This window comes from Candidatus Methylomirabilota bacterium, from assembly GCA_035315345.1.
Classification (GTDB): domain Bacteria; phylum Methylomirabilota; class Methylomirabilia; order Rokubacteriales; family CSP1-6; genus CAMLFJ01.
Genome location: DATFYA010000161.1, coordinates 1 through 18146 on the forward strand (window position 1 = coordinate 1; position 18146 = coordinate 18146).

Genomic DNA, 18146 nt, shown 5'->3' on the forward strand with positions numbered 1-18146 from the left:
TCTTCATGCGAGCCCCACCGCCGTGCGCGCCCCCGGCAAGAGGCGGGCGCGCTCGCGGAGCCACCCGAGCACGGTCTCCGCGTTCCGGCCCGGCGGGAAGACCGGATACCAGACGCGCTCGATGCGCCCCCGCTCCACGTACCAGGCCATTCGTTTGATGAGGGTCGTCGGGCCTCCTCGCTCGACGGGGTACTCGAACGTCGGCAGGCGCAGACCGCGGGTCAGCGAGAGATCGCGGTCGCTCAGGATCTCGAAGGGCACGTGGTGGCGAGCGACGAACTCGCGCTGGTACGCCGTTTCCTGGGTGCTGACCCCGTAGACGACGACCCCCAGCGCGCCGAACTCCCGGAACAGATCGCGGAACCCGCAGCTCTGTGGCGTGCAGCCGCGGGCCCCTGGAATCGCGTCCCACGCCGGTCCGGCCGGCTTCCCGGCCTCGCCGGTGCGCGGGTAGAAGAACAACACGCTCGGCCGCGCCGCGATGTCCGCGAGATCGATCCACCGCCCGGCCGTGGACTGCAGCCGGACCGACGGCACCTGCGCCCCGGGCAGATGGTCGCAGGCGCCGTCGTCGACCGGCACGGGCAGGTCCGGGGGGAGGCGGTAGATCTCGTCGGTCATGATCTCGCGCGTTACCAGCCCCTGGTCTGCAGGAGCTCGGACTCCTTGAGCTTCGAGGTCTCGATCCCGGGCATCGCGTCGCCGAGTCCCTCGGAGACCTTGGCCAGCACGTCGGGATCCTTGAAGTGCGTGGTCGCCTGCACGATGGCCTTGGCCCGGACCGTCGGGTCGGACGACTTGAAGATGCCGGATCCCACGAACACCGCCTCGGCGCCCAGCTGCATCATCAGCGCCGCGTCGGCCGGCGTCGCGATGCCGCCCGCCGAGAAGTTCGGGACCGGCAGATGGCCGCTCTTGGCCACCCAGCGGACGATCTCGTAAGGAGCGCCCAGGTTCTTGGCCTCGGTCATCAGCTCCTCGTCGCCCAGCATGGTCAGCCGGCGGATGCCGGAGGTCACCGCGCGCATGTGGCGCACGGCCTCCACGATGTTGCCGGAGCCGGCCTCGCCCTTCGTCCGCATCATGGCCGCGCCCTCGCCGATGCGGCGCAAGCACTCGCCCAGGTCGCGGGCCCCGCACACGAACGGCACCTTGAACGCGAACTTGTCCACGTGGAAGTGCTCGTCGGCGGGCGTCAGCACCTCGGACTCGTCGATGTAGTCGACTCCCAGCGACTCGAGAATCTGCGCCTCCACGAAGTGGCCGATCCGGCACTTGGCCATGACCGGGATCGTCACCGCCTTCTGGATCTCCTTGATCTTGGTCACCGGCGACATGCGGGCCACCCCGCCTTCCTTCCTGATGTCGGAGGGCACTCGCTCGAGCGCCATCACCGCCGTGGCGCCCGCGTCCTCGGCGATCTTGGCCTGCTCGGCGTTGGTCACGTCCATGATGACGCCGCCCTTCAGCATCTCGGCCAGTCCGACCTTCAGTCTCAGCGTTCCGCTCTCCATGTCCCGTCTCCTTGTTCGAGTGATCGGATCACTGCGTGAGTCGCGCCTGCAGCCTCGCCCGGATCGCCGGCCATTCCGATTCCAGGATCGAGAAGGCGGCGGTGTCGCGGATGTTCCCGTCGCTGGCCGGCCGGGCCGCGCGCAGCACCCCGTCGAAGCGCGCGCCCAGCCGCATGATCGCGTTTCGCGAGCGCTCGTTGCGCGCGTCGGTCATGAGGCTGACCCGGTGGACCCGCCACCGATCGAAGGCGTGCTCCAGCATCAGCAGCTTCGCCTCGGTATTGATCGGCGTGCGCTGCGCATCGGCCGCGAGCCACGTCGCGCCGATCTCCACCGCATCGGGCCGCTCGGCGCCCCGCTGGTGCGCGTTGCCCGGAGGCCACGTCCAGTACTCGATGTTGAGGAAGCGAGTGGAGCCCACCACCCGTCCGCGGCCGCGGTCCACCGTCGCGAACGGCAGCGAGCGACGCGCGGTCTGCTCGCCCAGGGCGGCGTCGATATAGGCGGCCGCGTCGGCCAGGCTGCCCGGCACCCAGGTGAGGCCGTACGTATCGCGCGGGCCCGAGGCCGCGGCGAGCAGGTCCCCCGCGTGGGCCGCGGTCAGGGGCTCGAGGCGGACGACGCGCCCTTCCAGCACCACGGGCGCTACCACCGTCGTCGCGGTCTCGGTCGCCACCCCGGTCATGCCAGCGCCGCCTCCAGGTCGGCCTGCAGCTCGCCCGCGTCCTCGAGGCCCACCGACACGCGCACCAGCCCGGCCCCGATGCCCATCGCGGCCTTCTCCTCGTCGGAGACCCGTCGATGCGAGGTGCGGGCCGGATAGGTCCACGTGGTGGCCACGTCGCCGAAGCTCGGGGCGAACTCGAGCAGGCGCGTCCGTCCCATGAAGCGCTCCACCGCGGGTGCGCCGGCGCGGAGGTCGAACGAGAGCATGGCGCCGCAGAAACGCGGCATCAGCCGACGGGCCAGCGCGTGCTGATCGTGCGAGGGCAGCCCCGGGTAGTACACGCGCGATACCGCGGGCATGCGCTGCAGCGCCTGAGCCAGCGCGTGGGCGGTGGCGCACTGCCGCTCCATGCGCACCGCGAGGGTGCGCGCGCCGCGGGTGGCCAGCCAGGCGTCGAACGGCCCCAGATTGGTGCCGGCGCGGATCATGGCGTTGCGCACGCGGGCCATCGGCTCGGCGCGCCCGGCGACCAGGCCGCCGGTGACGTCCCCGTGCCCGGAGATGAACTTGGTCAGGCTGTGCGTCACCATCGTCGCGCCGTGCTCGATGGGCCGGAGCACCGCGGGGGACGCCATCGAGGCGTCGACGATCAGATCGATCCCGCGGCGCCGCAGCTCGGGCGCGAGCGCGGGCAGGTCCACCAGCCGCAGCAGCGGGTTGGAGATCGCTTCCACGAACACCGCGCGGGTCGTGGGACGGAGGGCCTTCACGATGGCGGTCGTATCGGTCGCGTCCACGAAGTCGGTCTCGATGCCGAGGCGCCGGCCCTCGTCGCCCAGGAACGCGGCGGTCGAGCCGTAGAGATCGCGGGCCGACACGAGATGATCGCCGGCCGAGAAGAGGCCGAGGAGCAGCGCGGTGGTCGCGCCCATGCCCGACGCGCAGGCCACCGCCGCCTCCGCCCCCTCGAGGGCCGCGACCAGGTCTTCCAGCATCGCGTGGTTGCCGGTCCCGTAGCGGCCGTAGACAAAGCCCGGCCTCTTGCTCTCCCACACCGATTCCACCGTATCCATGTCCTCGAACACGTAGACGTTGGTCTGATAGATCGGCGCGGTCAGCGGCCGGCTCGCCGACGGCACATCACGGCCGCCGCGCGCGACGAGGGTGTGGAAGTTCACGGATCTCTCCTAGACCAGCGGCACCGCGGTCACCGCGCCGAGGCTGGCGGGCTCCGGCTGCCGCTGCGCGTCGCGAATGGTGTCGGCCAGGCGCTTGATGCCCTCGTCGATCTGGCTCAGGGGCAGGGCGGAGAAGGACAGGCGCAGCGTGCGCTCGCCGCCGCCGTCCACGAAGAACGCGTTGCCCGGCGTGAACACCACCCCGCGCTGGGCGGCGCGCTCGAGCAGCGCCGCCGCATCCAGGCCCGCGGGCAGCGTGACCAGCAGCGAGAAGCCGCCCTCGTGATCCGTCCACGTCACCCCGGCCGGCATGCGCTTGGACAGGCCCTGCAACAGGGCGGCGCGCCGCCGGCCGTACTCGCGCAGCACCCGCGCCTGGTGCCGATCGAGCAGGCGCTGGCGACAGAAGTGGTAGACCGCGGCCTGGATCAGCGGACTCGTGTGGATGTCGGACAGCTCCTTCGCCAGCTCCAGGCGGTCGATCAGCTCCGGAGCCGCCACGATCCAGCCGAGCCGGAGGCCCGGGAACAGGATCTTGGAGAACGTGCCGACGTAGATGACGAGCCCGGAGGCGTCGAGCGCCTTGAGCGGCGCGGGCGGCCGCGGGCCGAAGAAGAGACTGCCGTCGAAGCCGTCCTCGAGGATGGGCAGGCGATGCCGGGCCGCCACCTCCAATAGCCGCGCGCGAGTCTCGTCGCGCATGGTGAGGCCGGTCGGATTGTGCGCGCTCGGCTGACAGTAGAGCAGCTTCGGCGACTGCCGCTCGAGCAGGCGGTCGAGATGCGCGGGGTCGAGGCCTCCGGCCACCATCGGCACCGGCAGCAGCTGGGCGCCGAAGGCCCGGAAGACCTGCATCGCCCGCGGGTACGACGGCTCCTCGATGGCCACGAAATCGCCCGGGTCGAGCAGGGTGCGGCCGACCAGATCGAAGCCCTGCTGCGAGCCGTTGACGATCAGGATCTCGTCGGGCCGTACTTCCAGGCCGAAGCGCAGGAGGTACGCGGCCAGGAACTCGCGCAACGGCGGGTAGCCGCGCGCGGGATAGTACTGAAGCAGCTCGCGGCCCTCCTCGCGGATCACCCGGTTCAGGACGCGACGGAATGCGTCCGTCGGAAAGAGTCCGCTGTCGGGCATGCCGCCGGCGAACGAGATGGCCCCCGGCCCGGATCGCGGCATCTGGGTCGAGGCGCGGCGGCGGCGGTTGTCGGCCGCGATCACCTGAGCGCCCTTCGAGAGGAAGCCCGTCCAGTCGAGCCTGGGCGCCGCCGGGCGCGTCTCCCCGGCCGATACCGGAACCCGGTCGGCCACGAACGTCCCCTGGCCCACGTGGGCCCGCGCCCACCCGCCGGCCACCAGCTCGTCGTAGGCGAGGGCCACCGTGGTACGGTTCACCCCCAGCTCGCGGGCCAGCTCCCGGCTGGCCGGGAGCTTCACGCCGGTGCCGAGCAGGCCCTGGCTGATCAGCCGCTCGAAGTGCAGCTGGATCTGCCGGGACAACGGGGCCTTGCCCGTCCGGCCGGTACCCCTGTCGAGTTGAATTCTCATGGCTCCCCGATACCAGCCATTATTTCTACCATGTCGAGGTTGTAAACCGCCAATTGGATGATTCAGAAACCATCCAATATCGACCCCCGGGACCCCGTGGTATCATGCCTCGCCCAGGGCTCCCTGGGCTTCCCAGAGGGATCTCAAAGGACGGGACGATGCCGGGCGTCGTAGTGCTGGAATCGATGTGGAACAAGAAAGGCCGTCTGCTCGACGACGAGCCCTCGGTGCTCCCCTACCTCAAGGCGATCAAGCAGTCGCTGGCCTGGGAAGGCATCCGGGTCAACCTCGTCTACCGGCGGTTCTACTCGAGCTACGACCTGGGGCTGCTGCTCGAGGAGGTGCGCCGCCGGCGCCGCTCCTTCCAGGTCTGCTACATCGCCTCGCACGGCCAGCGGCGCAAGCTGGTGGGCATCGGCGACAAGGTGATCCATCTGGAGACCCTGGTCGACCACTGCCGGCCCAGCACCGGCACCGGCTACATCTTCGGGGCCTGCGACTTCGTCACCCCCGACACCGCCCGGAACTTCCTGCTCTCCACCGGCGCGCGGTTCGTGGCCGGTTACCAGAAGGCGATCCCCTGGACCGAATCCATGCTGGTGGACTGCCTGTTCCTGTCCTATCTGCTGGGCGGCACCATGAAGTGGGTGCGGACCAAGCACGGCGAGCGCATGCCGCCCCTGCGCGCTCGGGAGGATTTCGAGATCACCCGGTCCGAGAATCCGCAGAAGGTGGCGGGCCAGCTCTATCGCGACTTCCCGCTGGCCCACGACATCACCTTCTCCTGCTTCACGCTCGATCGCGGACAGGGCCGCAAGCCCGAGATGGAAAACTCGTTCGACATCTTCAAACGGAACGTGGACCGCGCCCGGCGCGTGGTCCGCGATCTCTAGCAGACCGCCCACCGGTGCGTCCGCGAGAGGAGGCCGGCCATCAGCGCAGGCGAAGCGCCCATCAAGCAGGCGGTGAAGTGGATCGACGAGCAGATCGAGCGCGATCCCGCCGCCGACCGGACGAAGCTCATCGACGAGGCGGGGCGCCGCTTCGATCTGACCCCGCTCGACTCGGAGTTCCTGCTGCGCCACCTCTCCCAGCGCAAGCCGTCCTGACCGGCATCGAGAGGCCGACGTGAGCGACAGCCAGCAGGGCCGGGTGCAGGCGCAGTTCGGGCCGAGCGCGGCCGCCTACGTCACCAGCGCCGGCCACGCCGCGGGCCCGGACCTGGAGTGGCTGCTCGCCTGGGGGCGCAAGCGCGGAGCGGCCCGCGTCCTCGACATCGCCACCGGCGGCGGCCACACCGCGCTGGCCTTCTCGCGCTTCACCGAGAGCGTGGTCGCGATGGACGTGACCTTGCCGATGCTCGAGGCCGCGCGCCGATTCATCGCCCGCGAGGGTGCCGCCGTGCGCTTCGTCGGCGGAGACGTCGAGACGCTGCCCTTCCGCGATGCGACCTTCGGGACGGTCACCTGCCGGATCGCGGCCCATCACTTCCCCGCGCTGCTGCCCGCCCTGCGCCAGGTGGCCCGCGTGCTCCGGGCCGGCGGCACCTTCCTGATCCAGGACATCCTGGGACACGACGACCAGGACGCGGCGGCATTCATCCGGGAGGTCGAGCGGCGGCGTGATCCGAGCCACGTGCGCGCCTACCGGCAGCTGGAGTGGACCGCCTTCCTCCGGGCCGCGGGCCTCACCGTCCTGGACGAGACGGTCATGAGCAAGGTGCGTCCCTGGGACGAGTGGACCACCCGGATGCGGATGACTCCGGAGGCGCGCGCCGACCTGGAGCGGTTCGTGCTGGCCGCGCCCGCTCACTGCCGGGACGCGTTCGATTTTCGGATCGAAGACGGGCGCATCGTCTCGTTCACCGATCGGATGCTGCTCCTGCGGGCCGATCGGGACTAGTCGGCCAGCACCACGACCGTCGCCCCCCATCCGCCCCGCTCGGGCGGACCGTCGAAGAAGCGGACGACCGCGGGATGATCCGCCAGCACGCTTCGCACGATCGCGCGCTGGATCCCGATGCCCTTGCCGTGGATCAGCCGCACCTCGCGGAATCCGCGCGCGGCAGCCTGACGCAGATACTCCTCGACCACCGAGCGCACGTCTCGCGGCGCGAAGGCGTGGAGATCGAGGGAATCCTCGATGGGCAGGATGATCGGCTCGGGCTCGTCCATGGCTCCGCACCCATCAGCCTACGCCATGAGCCCGAGCGGCGGCGCCGCGGACGTGGCCTCACGGCCCCCGTCCGGGGCGCCGAAGCTCACGCTACTTCTTGTGCTCGAGTGTGACTCCGATCATCTTCGCCGCCTCGTCGTACTTGGCCACGGACTCGGCGTGCTTGCCTTGCTGGTGGAGGGCCTGGGCCTCCTTCATCTTCTCCTTCGCCTGGTACGACGCATTGTCGAGCCGGTTGCCGACCTGGCGGTCCATCTGCCGCTGGAGCAGCGGGCACTCGTTGGCGAGGGCCGGGGCGCCACACATTGCCACGAGGGCGGTTGCGATCGCGATCGAGGCCAGTCTCATGAGCGTTCCTCCTGTAAGGGTGATCCGTCGGTTGAGCAGCACAGCACGGGCCGCCGGCGCGGAGACCGTCGTCGAGCGGGCGGACCACGGCCTTCGATCGAGCATTCGGTTGGACGGGACGGAGCAATCGGGAGGGAATTCGAGGCCGCCGCCCGCGCGCGCGGAGGCCCCCGGGTCGGCGAGGAGCCGGGCCAGCCGGCCCTGCCCCGACCGGCCGCCCGCGTCGGGAGCGCGCCGAGCATCGACGTGCCGAGGACGAGAGCCGCCGCGGGGGAAAGTGCCGCCTTCTCGACGTCGCCGGATGGATCGTCCACGGCGGGGTCGTCGAGCGCGGCCCATCCCGGATCCATCGTCTCGCCGAGCGCCGGCGCGCGCACGGCCGGGCGCTCGTCGTCGCTCGGCCACTCGACCCTCGGCGCGCTCGCGAGCCCGAGAGCGAGAACGACCGCGACGAGCCAGCGCGCCGCGGGCCGGGCTCTCACACGTCCCTCGCCACAAGCTGGTTGCCGGTGAGCCCCGATGGGAAACCCGGCCCGATCATGTGGCGCAGGATAGCGAGTCGGCTCGCGCTTGACAAGAGCCGCACCCGATTCATAATCCGCGCATGTCCGATACCCGGGCCGACGCGCTCGCGTGGCTACGCACCTTCGAGGCCGCCTGCCGCGGGCGTGACTTCGCGGAGGGCCGCAAGCTCTTCGCCTCCGACGCGGTCGCCTTCGGGACCTACGCGACGGCCGTCCACGGCCTCGACAACATCGAGCGCGAGCAGTGGCGCCAGATCTGGCCGCGCATTCGCGACTTCCGCTTCGACGAGACGCCGACCGTCTCGGGATCCGGAGACTCCGCCTGGATCGCCGCCACGTGGTCGTCGGGCGCCTCCGGCTCGGATGGTCAGCCGTTCACCCGCCACGGCCGGGCGACCTTCAACCTGGCCCGGCGGGACGGCCGCTGGCTGGCCGTGCACAGCCACGTCTCCCTGCTGCCCAGTCAATCCGAGAGCGCCCACGGGCGGCGCGCGTGAATCCGACACGGCTGTGACGACGGGCCGCCGGCCTGTCGGTAGACTCCAAAGTGGCCGTTAGGGCTTCTTCTCCAGCTTGACCGGTCGCTCCCGCTCGCGGTGTCCCGCCGTCTCTTGCGTCAAGGTCGCGGTGCCGGACAGCGTGCGGCCGTCGAACAGGCTGACCGCGTAGGCGGTGCCGTTCCGACTCGTCCAGCGGAGCGACGGCTGCTTGCCGCCGGCGTCGCCCCAAGATCTCCCCTTCCCATCGGCCGACGAGGGCCTGGACCAGATCGGTCTGGGCGGTCGCGTCGGCCGCGACCGCCCAGACGACCGCCGCCGCACTAGCCCTTTTCCGTGATGTAGATGTGCTCGAACATGTCCACGTAGATGTTGCCGTCCACCACGAACTCCCCCGCCTTGTTCTTCTCGACACCGGCCACCCACGGCTTCTTGGCCGCATAGCGCACCACCCAGGCCACCGGCACGTAACCGACGTCCTGCTGCATGATCTCCTCGGCCTTCTTGTAGTGCTCGAGCCGCGCCTTCGGGTCGCGGGTGTCGCGTCCGGCTTCGAGCTCCTTGTCGAAGGCGTCGTTGACCCACGCCTGGCGCTTGCCGGTCGTGCCCTTGCCGTAGAACGTGTCGAAGTACTCGTTGTGCGGGTCCGGATAGTCCATGAACCAGCGGATCCATACGAACTGCAGATCCTGCTTCCACAGGCGGTCGCGGAAGACCCGCGGCTCGAGGACTTCCAGCTCGGTCTTCATGTTCAGGGAGTCGAGCAGGACCGCCTGCACCGCCTCGGCGAGCGGCTTCGAGCCCAGCCCCTCGTCGCGCATGCTGAGGGTGATCTTGGGCCAGTTCTTGCCGCCCTCGAAGGGCGTGCCCTTGAGCTGCTCGAGGGCCAGCTTCTTGTCGTACTTCTGCATCGCCTTGATCTTGGCGTCGTCGATCGCCCCCGGGAAGCCGGGCGGGATCATCGACCAGGCCGGCACCGCGAAGCCCTGGCTGACCTTCACCACGTTCTCCCGGTCGATGGCGTGGGCCACGGCCCGGCGGACCTTCAAGTTGTCGAACGGCGGCTTGGTCACCTGGGGAATGAGGTACCAGGTGCCGGGGTACGGGTAACGGAAGACGTCCTTGGACATGCGCGGGTCGGACTGCAGGCGCTTGAGATCGCCGGACTGCAGCGCGGTCATGTCGAGCTCGTTGTTCTCGTAGGGCAGCGCGCCCGAGGCCACCGGGATGATCGGGATCACCACCCGGGTCAGGTGCACGTCCTTGGCCCCGTAGTAGTAAGGGTTCTTCTTGAGCACGACCTGCTTGTTGTGCTCCCACGCCTCGAGCGTGAACGGCCCATTGCAGACGATGTTGGCCGCCTCCGTCCACTTGTCGCCGTGCTTCTCCACCGCGCCCCGGTGCGCGGGCAGCGCAGCGAGGTACGCGGTCAGGACCGGAAAGTAGCCCCGCGGCCCTTCCAGGGTCACCTCGAGCGTCCAGTCGTCCTTGGCGCGCACGCCGACCTGGCTCGCGTCGGTGACCTTCTTCTTGTTGTAGGCCTCCCCGTTCTTGATGTCGTACAGGAACTTCGCGTAGGGCGCCGCGCTGGCCGGATCGAGCTGGCGCTTCCACGACCACTCGAAGTCCCGGGCGGACACCGGCGTGTTGTCCGACCAGCGGCTGTCTTTCCGGACCGTGAAGGTCCATACCGAGCCATCCTTGTTGCCCTCGACCTTGCTCGCCATCCACGGCACCGCCACGAAGTCGGGGTTGAAGGTCATGAGGCCGGCGAAGAGCCCATTCGCGCCCCCACAGTAGAGGTCCTTGTTGAAGTCATGACTGGCTGGCTCGTTCGCCATCCAACCGCCGCCGCCGTAGCGCAGCACCTGCTCCTTGGCGAGCTTCTCGCCGGGCCCGGGCCGAGATGGCTTGGCCGCCCGGGCTTCGGTGGCGAAGCCGAGCCCCCCGAAGGCGGCCATGGCGCCAATCACCTTCAGGAAGTCGCGCCGGCCGACCCCGATGGACTCGAGGCGCTGGGCGAAGAGATCCAGCTGGGCGTCCGGAATTCTCAGTGGCGGCATGGGGTCTCCTCCTGTTGGGGTTACTTCAGCTTGGGGTCGAGGGCGTCGCGGACGCCGTCGCCGAAGAAGGTGAACGAGAGCATGGTCACGGCGATGGCGATCGACGGGAACACGCACAGGTGCCAATAGGAACGGAGGAACTGCTGGTTCTCGCCCACCATCTGGCCCCACGAGGGCGTGGGCGGGTTGATGCCGACGCCGATGAACGAGAGTGCGGCCTCGGTGAAGATGGCCGTCGGAATCCCGAAAGTGATCGAGACCACGATCGGGGTCAGGGCGCTCGGCAGGACGTGGCGAGACATCACACGCCAGAAGCCGGCCCCGAGGGCGCGGGCGCCCTCGACGAACTCCTTCTCCTTGATGGAGAGGACCTGGGCTCGCGTCTGCCGCGCGATGCCCACCCACCCGGTGAGGCCCAGCGCGATGAAGATGTTCATCAGCCCGGCCCCCAGCATGGACATGACCAGAATGACGAAGAGTAGCTGGGGAAAGGCGTACATCACGTCCACGAACCGGGTCAGCAGCAGATCGGTGCGACCGCCGATGAATCCCGACAAGGCGCCGATGGGCACGCCGATCAGCACGATGATGACCTGCGCCCCCAGCCCGACCAGCATCGATACCCGCGCCCCATAGATCAGCCGGGAGAGCACGTCACGCCCGAGCTGGTCGGTGCCGAGCGGGTACTCGCGCGAGGGCCCCTCGTAGAGGCGGCCAAAGTTGGCCTTGGTGTATGACTGGGGAGCCAGGAAGTCCGCGAAGATCGCGATCAGGCAGAGCAGGACGATCGCAACGCCACCCGCCACCGCGAGCTTGTTCCGGAGGAGTCTTCGCCAGGCGTCGCGCCACAGGCTGGATACCCGCACCGTGGCGCGAGGTAGCGGCAGCGCCGCCTCACCCGGAACGCTAGTATCGGATGCGGGGGTCGAGAGCGCCATAGAGGAGGTCGACGACCAGGTTCATCATGGCCAGGAATCCCCCGTAGATCAGCACCACCGCCATGATCATCGGGTAGTCGCGGCCGGTCATCGAGAGTACGAAGAACCGTCCCATGCCCGGGACGCGGAAGATGGACTCGACGAAGAACGAGCCGGTGCCGACCGCGGCGAACATCGGCCCGAGCAACGTCACCACCGGAATGAACCCGTTCTTCAGCACGTGCTTGAGGATGACCGGCCCCTCGGACAGGCCCTTGGCCCGGGCGGTCACGATGTAGTCGGACCGGATCACCTCCAGCATGCTCGAGCGCGTGAAGCGCGCGATGATCCCCATGGGGGCAAGGGCGAGCGTGATCGTCGGCAGCACCCAGTCCTTCGGCGAGTTCCAGCCTCCGGTCGGGAAGATGGGCAGGACGAACGAGAAGATCACGATGAGGAATACCGCAAGCACGAAGTTCGGCACGCTGACGCCGAGCGTGGCCACCGACACCGACACGTAGTCCCACGAGCGGTTCTGGTACACCGCGGCCAGGATGCCGAGCGATACGCCGCCCACGATCGCAAGCGCCAGGGCCATGCTTCCCAGCAGGAGGGAGATCGGGAACGTCTCCTTCATGATCTCGGTCACGGTGCGGGTCTTGTAGACGAACGACGTGCCGAAATCCCCCCGGATCGCCTTGCTCAGGAAGATCCCGAACTGGGCGTAGAGCGGCTTGTCGAGACCGTAGACCTCCGCGAGGTTCTTCTGCGCCTCGGGCGATAGCGGATTGGCCCCTTCGGCCACCGGATCGAGCGGGCTACCCGGCGTGGCATGCATCACCAGGAAGGTGACGAGCGCCATGGCGAGAAGCGTCGGAACCAACCAGAGGAGGCGATAGACGACGTAGCGGACCAACACACCCCCCGAAGCAGTGCCCGCCCAAGCACCTGTGACGGGTCAGCGCAACTATCGGCAAACCCAGATAAAAAGTCAAGGAAGAAGTGGTTCATCTCGGCGCTTGACGGTGCTGGGCTGCCCTCGTAGCATTTGGTGGCTCGGGGCGGCGTGGCAGCTGACTTGTCAACTGCGCAGGTACTGGTGCCGGGGCGTCTCGCGAGCGTGCAGAGACAGCCGAAACCAGGGAGAACCCCGATGGTGAAGACGACGACGTCCCGTGGTATCGCGGTGGTCACGATGGTGGCTGGCCTGATCGCCGGCTGTGCGAGTGGCACGGCCAAGCAAGTGACGCCCTCCGATGCATCCCTACTCACCGGGGCATGGACCGGCAATGTGTATGCGACCGGCGCGCCGGCCGCAACGGGGACCTTGACCGTCAGGCCCGACAGTACCTACACGCTCGCGGCGGGCGCCTTCTCCTCCACCGGCAAGGCCGAGATCAAGGATGGCTACGTGCACTTCATGAGCACCGGGGGGACCGGTGCACTCGGATCGGGTGAGCGGTCGGGCTCTGCCACGCTGATGGATCGGGGAAGCAACTGGGGGCTGGTCGGCAATGGCTATGGCTCCAGGGGCGGACCATTCAACTTCGATTTCAACAAGGCGAAGTAGACCGGCGGTGACATCGGACTCCCGGCCTTCTGGTCGGGAGCGCTGGCCGCTCGGTACGGCTTTCTTGCTGCTCGCGTAGCCTTCGACATTCCGCGCCGGTGTTCGGGTTCGTCCACGGACACCATGGAGTGGTATCCTGCGCGCGAATGGCGATCCCGCTGACCATCCTGCCCGGCCGTCGCGTCCTGCCGGTCGAGCCCGGCACCACCATCCTGAAGGCGGCGCACGGAGGCGGCGTCGACATCACCGCCACGTGCGGCGGTCGCGGGCGCTGCACCTCGTGCCGCGTGAAGCTGGTGGCCGGGACCGCCCCGCCGCCCACGATCATGGACGAGCTGCAACTGGGCGACGCGCTCGTGCGCGAGGGCTACCGTCTCTCGTGCCAGTGGCCGGTGACCGAGCCGGTCACGGTGCAGATCGCGCCGCCGCTCGACGAGACCACCTTCCAGATCCTGGGCGGGGAGCGGCCGGAGGGGGCGCCCACGCCCATCTCGATCGACGCGGGCATCCGCAAGCGAGTTGTCCACGTGGCCCTGCCCAAGGACGAGCACCTGCAGACGTCGGACCTGGAGGCCTTGCTGGCCGCGACCGGCGACGCGGTCGACGTGGTCCCGCCCTCGCTGCTCAAGACGCTGCCCGCGACGCTGCGTGACCGCGACGCGGAGGTGACCGTCACCACGTTCGGCGGTCGCCTCCTCGCGGTCGAGGCCGGCGACACCGCGCTGCACCAGTTCGGCCTCGCGATCGACATCGGCACCACCAGCGTGGTGACAACGCTGATGGAGCTCGAGTCCGGCGAGCAGATGGCCGCGGTGTCGAGCCTCAACCCGCAGGCGGTGTTCGGCGGCGATCTCATGTCACGCATCGCCTTCGCCCAGTTCGACCCGGGCAACCTGCGCAAGCTGCAGACCCGCATCATCGGCCTGCTCAACCAGCACATCGAGCAGATCACCCGCGAGTCCGGAGTGCTCGCCAAGTGGATCTACAAGGTGGTGATCGTCGGCAACACCTGCATGCACCACCTGCTGCTCGGCATCGATCCCTCGCACGTCGGCCTGGCCCCGTACGCGCCGGTCATGCGCCATCCCCTCACGCTGCCCGCGCGCGACCTGTTCCTGAAGCTGCCCCCGGAGACCGTGGTCTGCCTGCTGCCCATCGTCGCGGGCTTCGTGGGCGCCGATGCGGTGGCGGCGGCGCTGGCCACGCGCATCGACGAGTCGCCCTCGCTCCGCATCGTGGTGGACATCGGCACGAACGGCGAAGTGGTGCTGGGCTCGCGCGAGCATCTCTGGGCCTGCTCGGCCCCCGCCGGCCCGGCGCTCGAGGGAGCGCAGATCCGCCACGGCATGCGCGCGGCCATCGGAGCCATCGACCGCGTCTGGGTGGCGGACGGCGACCTCCGGCTCCACGCCATCGGCGACGGCGCCGCCCAGGGGCTCTGCGGCTCCGGCCTCGTCGACGCGGTCGCCGCGCTGCTCGATCTCGGCGTGGTCGACTGGACCGGCCTCATCGACGTCGACGGGCGCGATCACCTGCCCGCTCCGATCCGCTCGCGGGTGGAGATGCGCGGCGAGGAGCGGCTCGTCGTCATCGCCCGGGTGGGTGAGCAGGGTGCCGAGCGCGAGCTGACGATCACCCAGGACGACATCCGCCAGGTCCAGCTCTGCAAGGGCGCGATCGCCTCGGGCGTCGCGATGCTCCAGCACGTGGCCTCCGTGCCCACCGAGCGGGTCGACGAGTTGATGCTGGCGGGCGGCTTCGGCAACTATCTCTCGGTGCGGAGCGCGCTGCGGATCGGCCTGATCCCGCCCGGCCTGCCCGAGCACCGCGTCCGCTACGTCGGCAACGCGGCCGCACTCGGCGCCCAGCTCGCGCTGGTCTCCGAGGCCGAGAGGGCGCGGGCCGCGGCCATCGCCCGGCGCATCGAGCACGTCTCGCTCGCCGCGCATCCCGACTTCGAGACTATCTTCGTCGACTCCATGAACTTCCCCCGCCCCCCTCTCCCCTCCGGGGAGAGGGCGGGGTGAGGGGTCTTCCGTGCACATCCCCGCCTCCAGCGTCGGCACGAAGGTCGGGCCGCGCGAGCAGGAGATCGACGCGCGCTGGCTGATGGCCTACGCGGCCGCCCTCGGCGAGGATGCACCGGAATACTTCGACACCACGCGCCCCGGAGGCATCCTCGCCCACCCACTCTTCCCGGTGTGCTACGAGTGGCCGCTGGCGCTCGATCTTCGCGCCAAGGCGCTCTCCGACGAGATCGCGGTGCGCGGCGTGCACGCGACCCATCGCGTCGTCCTGCATCGGCCGCCGCGGGCCGGCGATCGCCTCTCCACCACCGCGACGGTGGCCGCGCTCGAGCGGCGCGCGCCCGGTGCCTACATGGTCCTGCGCATGGAGACGGTGGACTCCGCCGGACACCCCGTCAGCATGACCGACTACGGCTCCCTCTACCTCGGCGTCGACTGCGACCCCGCCTCCCCCACCCTCTCCCCTGCGGGGAGAGGGCAGGGTGAGGGGTGGTCCGGGAGCTGGTCCACCGAGATCCCCATCCCGGCCACCCTCGCGCACGTGTACACCGAGTGCGCCCGCATCTGGAATCCGATCCACACCGATCGCGCGGTGGCCCTCGGAGCGGGCCTGCCCGACATCATCCTCCACGGCACCGCGACGCTCGCCCTGGCGATCTCGCAGACGCTGCGCCGCGACCCGCGCGGCGCCGCCACGCCGGTGCGCTCGATCGCGTGCCGCTTCGGCGCGATGGTGCGGCTGCCCTCGCGACTCACCGTCCGCGGCGGTGAACCGGTGGCGTCGGCCGATGGCCCGATGGTCCGCTTCGAAGCCCTCGCCGAAGGCGGGCGCCCGGCGGTGCGCGACGGCGAGCTGGTGTTCGAAGGCTGACGGAGACGAGCGAATGACCAAGTTCGAGCGCGTGCAGGCCGCGCTGAAGCGGCAGCCGACCGACCGGCCCCCCTACGCCTTCTGGCGCCACTTCCCCGACGTCGACCGCAACGCGGCGGCGCTGGCGCAGTCCACGCTGCGCTTCCACGAGCGCTACCAGTCCGATTTCCTCAAGGTCACCCCCACCGGCGGCTACGCGGTGGAGGACTGGGGCTGCGTCGAGGGCGACGAGGTGCTGGCCGACGGGCACCGCGCCTGCGTGCGCCACGCGGTCAACACCCATGATGACTGGCGGAAGATCCGGCCGGTGAAGATGGAGTCCACCGCGTGGGCGTCGCATCTCGAGACCATCATCCGCTGCGTGGTGGACCGCCGAGCGGACTGCTCGACGCTGCCGACGGTGTTCAGCCCGCTCTCGCTGGCCCGCAAGCTATCCGGCGACCGGCTGGCCTACGATCTCAAGGAGAATCCGCAGGCGGTCAGCGACGCGCTCGAGGCGATCACCGAGACCATCCTGGCCTTCGCCGAAGCGTGCTTCCGCGAGGGCGCCGAGGGCTTCTTCTACTCCATCCAGGCCGCGAGCACGACCTTCCACACCGAGGAGGAGTACCGACGCTTCGGCGAGCCGTACGATCGGCGCATCCTGGAGGCGGTGCAGGCGAAGTCGAAGCTCACGATCGTGCATGGCCACGGCGAGCGGCTGATGTTCGAGCGGCTCGCCAGCCTCCCCGCGCACGCCTGGAACTGGGACGACCGCCGCGCCGGGCCGTCACTGCGAGACGGCCTCGCGCGGGTCCCCGGCGCGGTGATCGGCGGCCTCGACCAGTGGGGACCGCTGAAGGACGGCAGCGTCGAGGACACCCAGGCCGAGGTGCGCGACGCGATCGCGCAGGTGGACGGCCGCGGCCTCATCCTGGGCGCCGGCTGCGTGCTGCCGGTCGGCACCTCCGACGCGACGCTCGTGGCGATCGCCAAGTCCCTCGGCGGCGTGCCTCGCCTCGGCTTCCTCCGCCCACAGTAGCCGCGCGACCCGGTGGACCGCGCTCTCATGCCGCATCCGGGCCGCGGGGGAGAGGTTACCGACTAAGCGCCAGGCGCATACACCGTAACCGTCTTTACTTATTCGCTCGGCTCGCCTTCGGCTGCACCTCGCCCTACTTGGCGACGTTGAAGCGGAAGTGGCAGATCTCGCCGTCCTGCACCTCGTAGTCCTTGCCCTCGAGCCGTAGCCGGCCACGCTCGCGCGCGGCGGCCATGGAGCCGTCGACCGCGAGCAGATCGTCGTAGCCCACCACCTCGGCCCGGATGAAGCCGCGCGCGATGTCCGAGTGGATCGCGCCCGCCGCGTCCTGGGCGCGCGTGCCCCGGGGAATGGACCACGCCCGCACCTCGTCCTCGCCGACCGTGAAGAACGAGATCAGCCCGAGCAGGGCGTAGCAGTCCTCGAGGACGCGACGGATCGCCGGCTCGGTGAGTCCCAGATCGGCGAGGAACGCGGCCTGCTCCGGGCCTTCGAGCTGGCCGACCTCGGCCTCGATCACCGCCGACACCCAGCCGAGTCGCGTCGCCGGCCGCTGGGCCACCGCCTCGAGCCCGAAGCTCGCCGCGAGCCCCTGGCCGCGCGCGATCTCCTTCTCGGAGAGGTTCAGGCAGTGCAGGATCGGCTTCTGGGAAAGGAAGGTGAAGCCCCGGAGGGCCCGCGCCTCCTCGTCCGCGAGTCCCATCGCCCGGATCGGCCGCCCCGCCTCGAGCCCGGGCGTGACCTTCAGCAGGATCGCCTGCTCGTGCGCGTCGGCGTCGGTGCGCTTCTTCTTGAGCTGCGCCTCGAGCCGCTCCAGTCGCCGCTCCACCACCTCCAGATCGGCGAGGATCAGCTCGGTCTCCAGGTCGTCGATGTCACCCGCCGGATCCGCGGCGGTGCCGGCGGCATCCGCGAACGCGCGCACCACGTGGAGCAGCGCGTCCGCGTTGCGGAATTCCTTGGCCTCCAGGCCCTGGCGCTCGCCCTTCGCGAAGCCGGCGAGGTCCACCACCTCGAAGGTGGCGAAGGTCGTCTTCTTCGGCTTGAACATCGCGGTGAGGCGATCCACCCGCGCGTCGGGCACGCGCGCGATGCCCGCGTGCATCTCGCCGCGCGCGGTGCCGAACGACGAGGTGGCCACGCTCGAGCCGGTCAGCAGGTTGAACAACGAGGTCTTCCCGCTCTTGGGGAGTCCGACCAGACCGATCTTCATCGCAGGCCATGCTACC

The 18146-nt window shown here is 69.7% G+C and carries 19 protein-coding genes; 8 read left to right on the forward strand and 11 right to left on the reverse strand.

Annotation, left to right across the window (positions count from 1 at the left end):
* Window positions 1–3: 3 nt before the first annotated feature.
* Genes VKN16_20540 through VKN16_20560 form a run of 5 tightly spaced genes read right to left on the reverse strand, consistent with a single transcriptional unit; the run spans window position 4 to window position 4904 of the window.
* The gene (locus VKN16_20540; protein HME96594.1) at window positions 4–621 is read right to left on the reverse strand and encodes a peroxiredoxin; all 618 of its coding nucleotides are present in this window, start codon (window positions 619–621) and stop codon (window positions 4–6) included.
* Window positions 622–632: 11 nt separating this feature from the next.
* Complete coding sequence (gene pdxS, locus VKN16_20545) at window positions 633–1514, reverse strand: pyridoxal 5'-phosphate synthase lyase subunit PdxS (protein ID HME96595.1); 882 nt, start codon at window positions 1512–1514, stop codon at window positions 633–635.
* 28 nt (window positions 1515–1542) lie between these two features.
* Entirely contained in the window at window positions 1543–2199 is a 657-nt protein-coding gene (locus tag VKN16_20550; protein ID HME96596.1) for a GNAT family protein, read from the reverse strand.
* Window positions 2196–3359 (reverse strand): aminotransferase class I/II-fold pyridoxal phosphate-dependent enzyme, encoded by a 1164-nt coding sequence (locus VKN16_20555; GenBank protein HME96597.1) that lies wholly within the window; start codon window positions 3357–3359, stop codon window positions 2196–2198. Before VKN16_20555 ends, VKN16_20550 begins: the two co-directional genes overlap by 4 nt.
* 9 nt (window positions 3360–3368) lie before the next feature.
* Complete coding sequence (locus VKN16_20560) at window positions 3369–4904, reverse strand: PLP-dependent aminotransferase family protein (protein ID HME96598.1); 1536 nt, start codon at window positions 4902–4904, stop codon at window positions 3369–3371.
* Between the two features lie 158 nt (window positions 4905–5062).
* Here VKN16_20560 and VKN16_20565 point away from each other — a divergent pair, with 158 nt between their 5' ends.
* The 3 genes from VKN16_20565 (at window position 5063) to VKN16_20575 (ending at window position 6806) form a co-directional block, all read left to right on the forward strand.
* Window positions 5063–5797, forward strand: a complete 735-nt coding sequence (locus VKN16_20565; protein HME96599.1) for a hypothetical protein — start codon at window positions 5063–5065, stop codon at window positions 5795–5797.
* 72 nt (window positions 5798–5869) lie between these two features.
* Window positions 5870–6013, forward strand: coding sequence for a hypothetical protein (locus tag VKN16_20570; GenBank protein HME96600.1), 144 nt, complete (start codon window positions 5870–5872; stop codon window positions 6011–6013).
* A gap of 19 nt (window positions 6014–6032) precedes the next feature.
* Window positions 6033–6806 (forward strand): class I SAM-dependent methyltransferase, encoded by a 774-nt coding sequence (locus VKN16_20575; protein HME96601.1) that lies wholly within the window; start codon window positions 6033–6035, stop codon window positions 6804–6806.
* Here VKN16_20575 and VKN16_20580 read toward each other — a convergent pair.
* Both VKN16_20580 and VKN16_20585 read right to left on the reverse strand, forming a co-directional pair.
* Window positions 6803–7078: a Smr/MutS family protein gene (locus tag VKN16_20580; GenBank protein HME96602.1), complete on the reverse strand. Its 276-nt coding sequence runs from the start codon at window positions 7076–7078 to the stop codon at window positions 6803–6805. The genes VKN16_20575 and VKN16_20580 overlap by 4 nt on opposite strands.
* A 91-nt stretch (window positions 7079–7169) precedes the next feature.
* Window positions 7170–7427: a hypothetical protein gene (locus VKN16_20585; GenBank protein ID HME96603.1), complete on the reverse strand. Its 258-nt coding sequence runs from the start codon at window positions 7425–7427 to the stop codon at window positions 7170–7172.
* A 604-nt stretch (window positions 7428–8031) separates the two neighbouring features.
* On the opposite strand from VKN16_20585, the gene VKN16_20590 reads away from it, so the two are divergent.
* Window positions 8032–8448, forward strand: a complete 417-nt coding sequence (locus tag VKN16_20590; protein ID HME96604.1) for a nuclear transport factor 2 family protein — start codon at window positions 8032–8034, stop codon at window positions 8446–8448.
* A 323-nt stretch (window positions 8449–8771) separates the two neighbouring features.
* Here the strand turns inward: VKN16_20590 and VKN16_20595 are convergent, their stop codons facing one another.
* The 3 genes from VKN16_20595 to VKN16_20605 are packed head-to-tail and all read right to left on the reverse strand — an operon-like array spanning window position 8772 to window position 12347.
* Window positions 8772–10511 (reverse strand): peptide ABC transporter substrate-binding protein, encoded by a 1740-nt coding sequence (locus VKN16_20595; protein HME96605.1) that lies wholly within the window; start codon window positions 10509–10511, stop codon window positions 8772–8774.
* A gap of 20 nt (window positions 10512–10531) precedes the next feature.
* Entirely contained in the window at window positions 10532–11377 is an 846-nt protein-coding gene (locus VKN16_20600; GenBank protein HME96606.1) for an ABC transporter permease, read from the reverse strand.
* Between the two features lie 40 nt (window positions 11378–11417).
* Window positions 11418–12347 (reverse strand): ABC transporter permease, encoded by a 930-nt coding sequence (locus tag VKN16_20605; GenBank protein ID HME96607.1) that lies wholly within the window; start codon window positions 12345–12347, stop codon window positions 11418–11420.
* Window positions 12348–12581: 234 nt separating this feature from the next.
* Here VKN16_20605 and VKN16_20610 point away from each other — a divergent pair, with 234 nt between their 5' ends.
* From VKN16_20610 to VKN16_20625, 4 genes are all read left to right on the forward strand, one after another.
* Window positions 12582–12998 carry a hypothetical protein gene (locus tag VKN16_20610; GenBank protein HME96608.1) on the forward strand — a complete coding sequence of 139 codons (417 nt, stop codon included), beginning with the start codon at window positions 12582–12584 and terminating at the stop codon, window positions 12996–12998.
* A gap of 146 nt (window positions 12999–13144) precedes the next feature.
* Window positions 13145–15025, forward strand: coding sequence for an ASKHA domain-containing protein (locus tag VKN16_20615; GenBank protein ID HME96609.1), 1881 nt, complete (start codon window positions 13145–13147; stop codon window positions 15023–15025).
* Window positions 15026–15035: 10 nt separating this feature from the next.
* Complete coding sequence (locus tag VKN16_20620) at window positions 15036–15896, forward strand: MaoC/PaaZ C-terminal domain-containing protein (GenBank protein HME96610.1); 861 nt, start codon at window positions 15036–15038, stop codon at window positions 15894–15896.
* Between the two features lie 13 nt (window positions 15897–15909).
* Window positions 15910–16917, forward strand: a complete 1008-nt coding sequence (locus VKN16_20625) for a uroporphyrinogen decarboxylase family protein (GenBank protein ID HME96611.1) — start codon at window positions 15910–15912, stop codon at window positions 16915–16917.
* 133 nt (window positions 16918–17050) lie between these two features.
* On the opposite strand, the gene ychF is transcribed toward VKN16_20625, so the two are convergent.
* Entirely contained in the window at window positions 17051–18130 is a 1080-nt protein-coding gene (ychF, locus tag VKN16_20630; GenBank protein ID HME96612.1) for a redox-regulated ATPase YchF, read from the reverse strand.
* Window positions 18131–18146 lie beyond the last annotated feature (16 nt).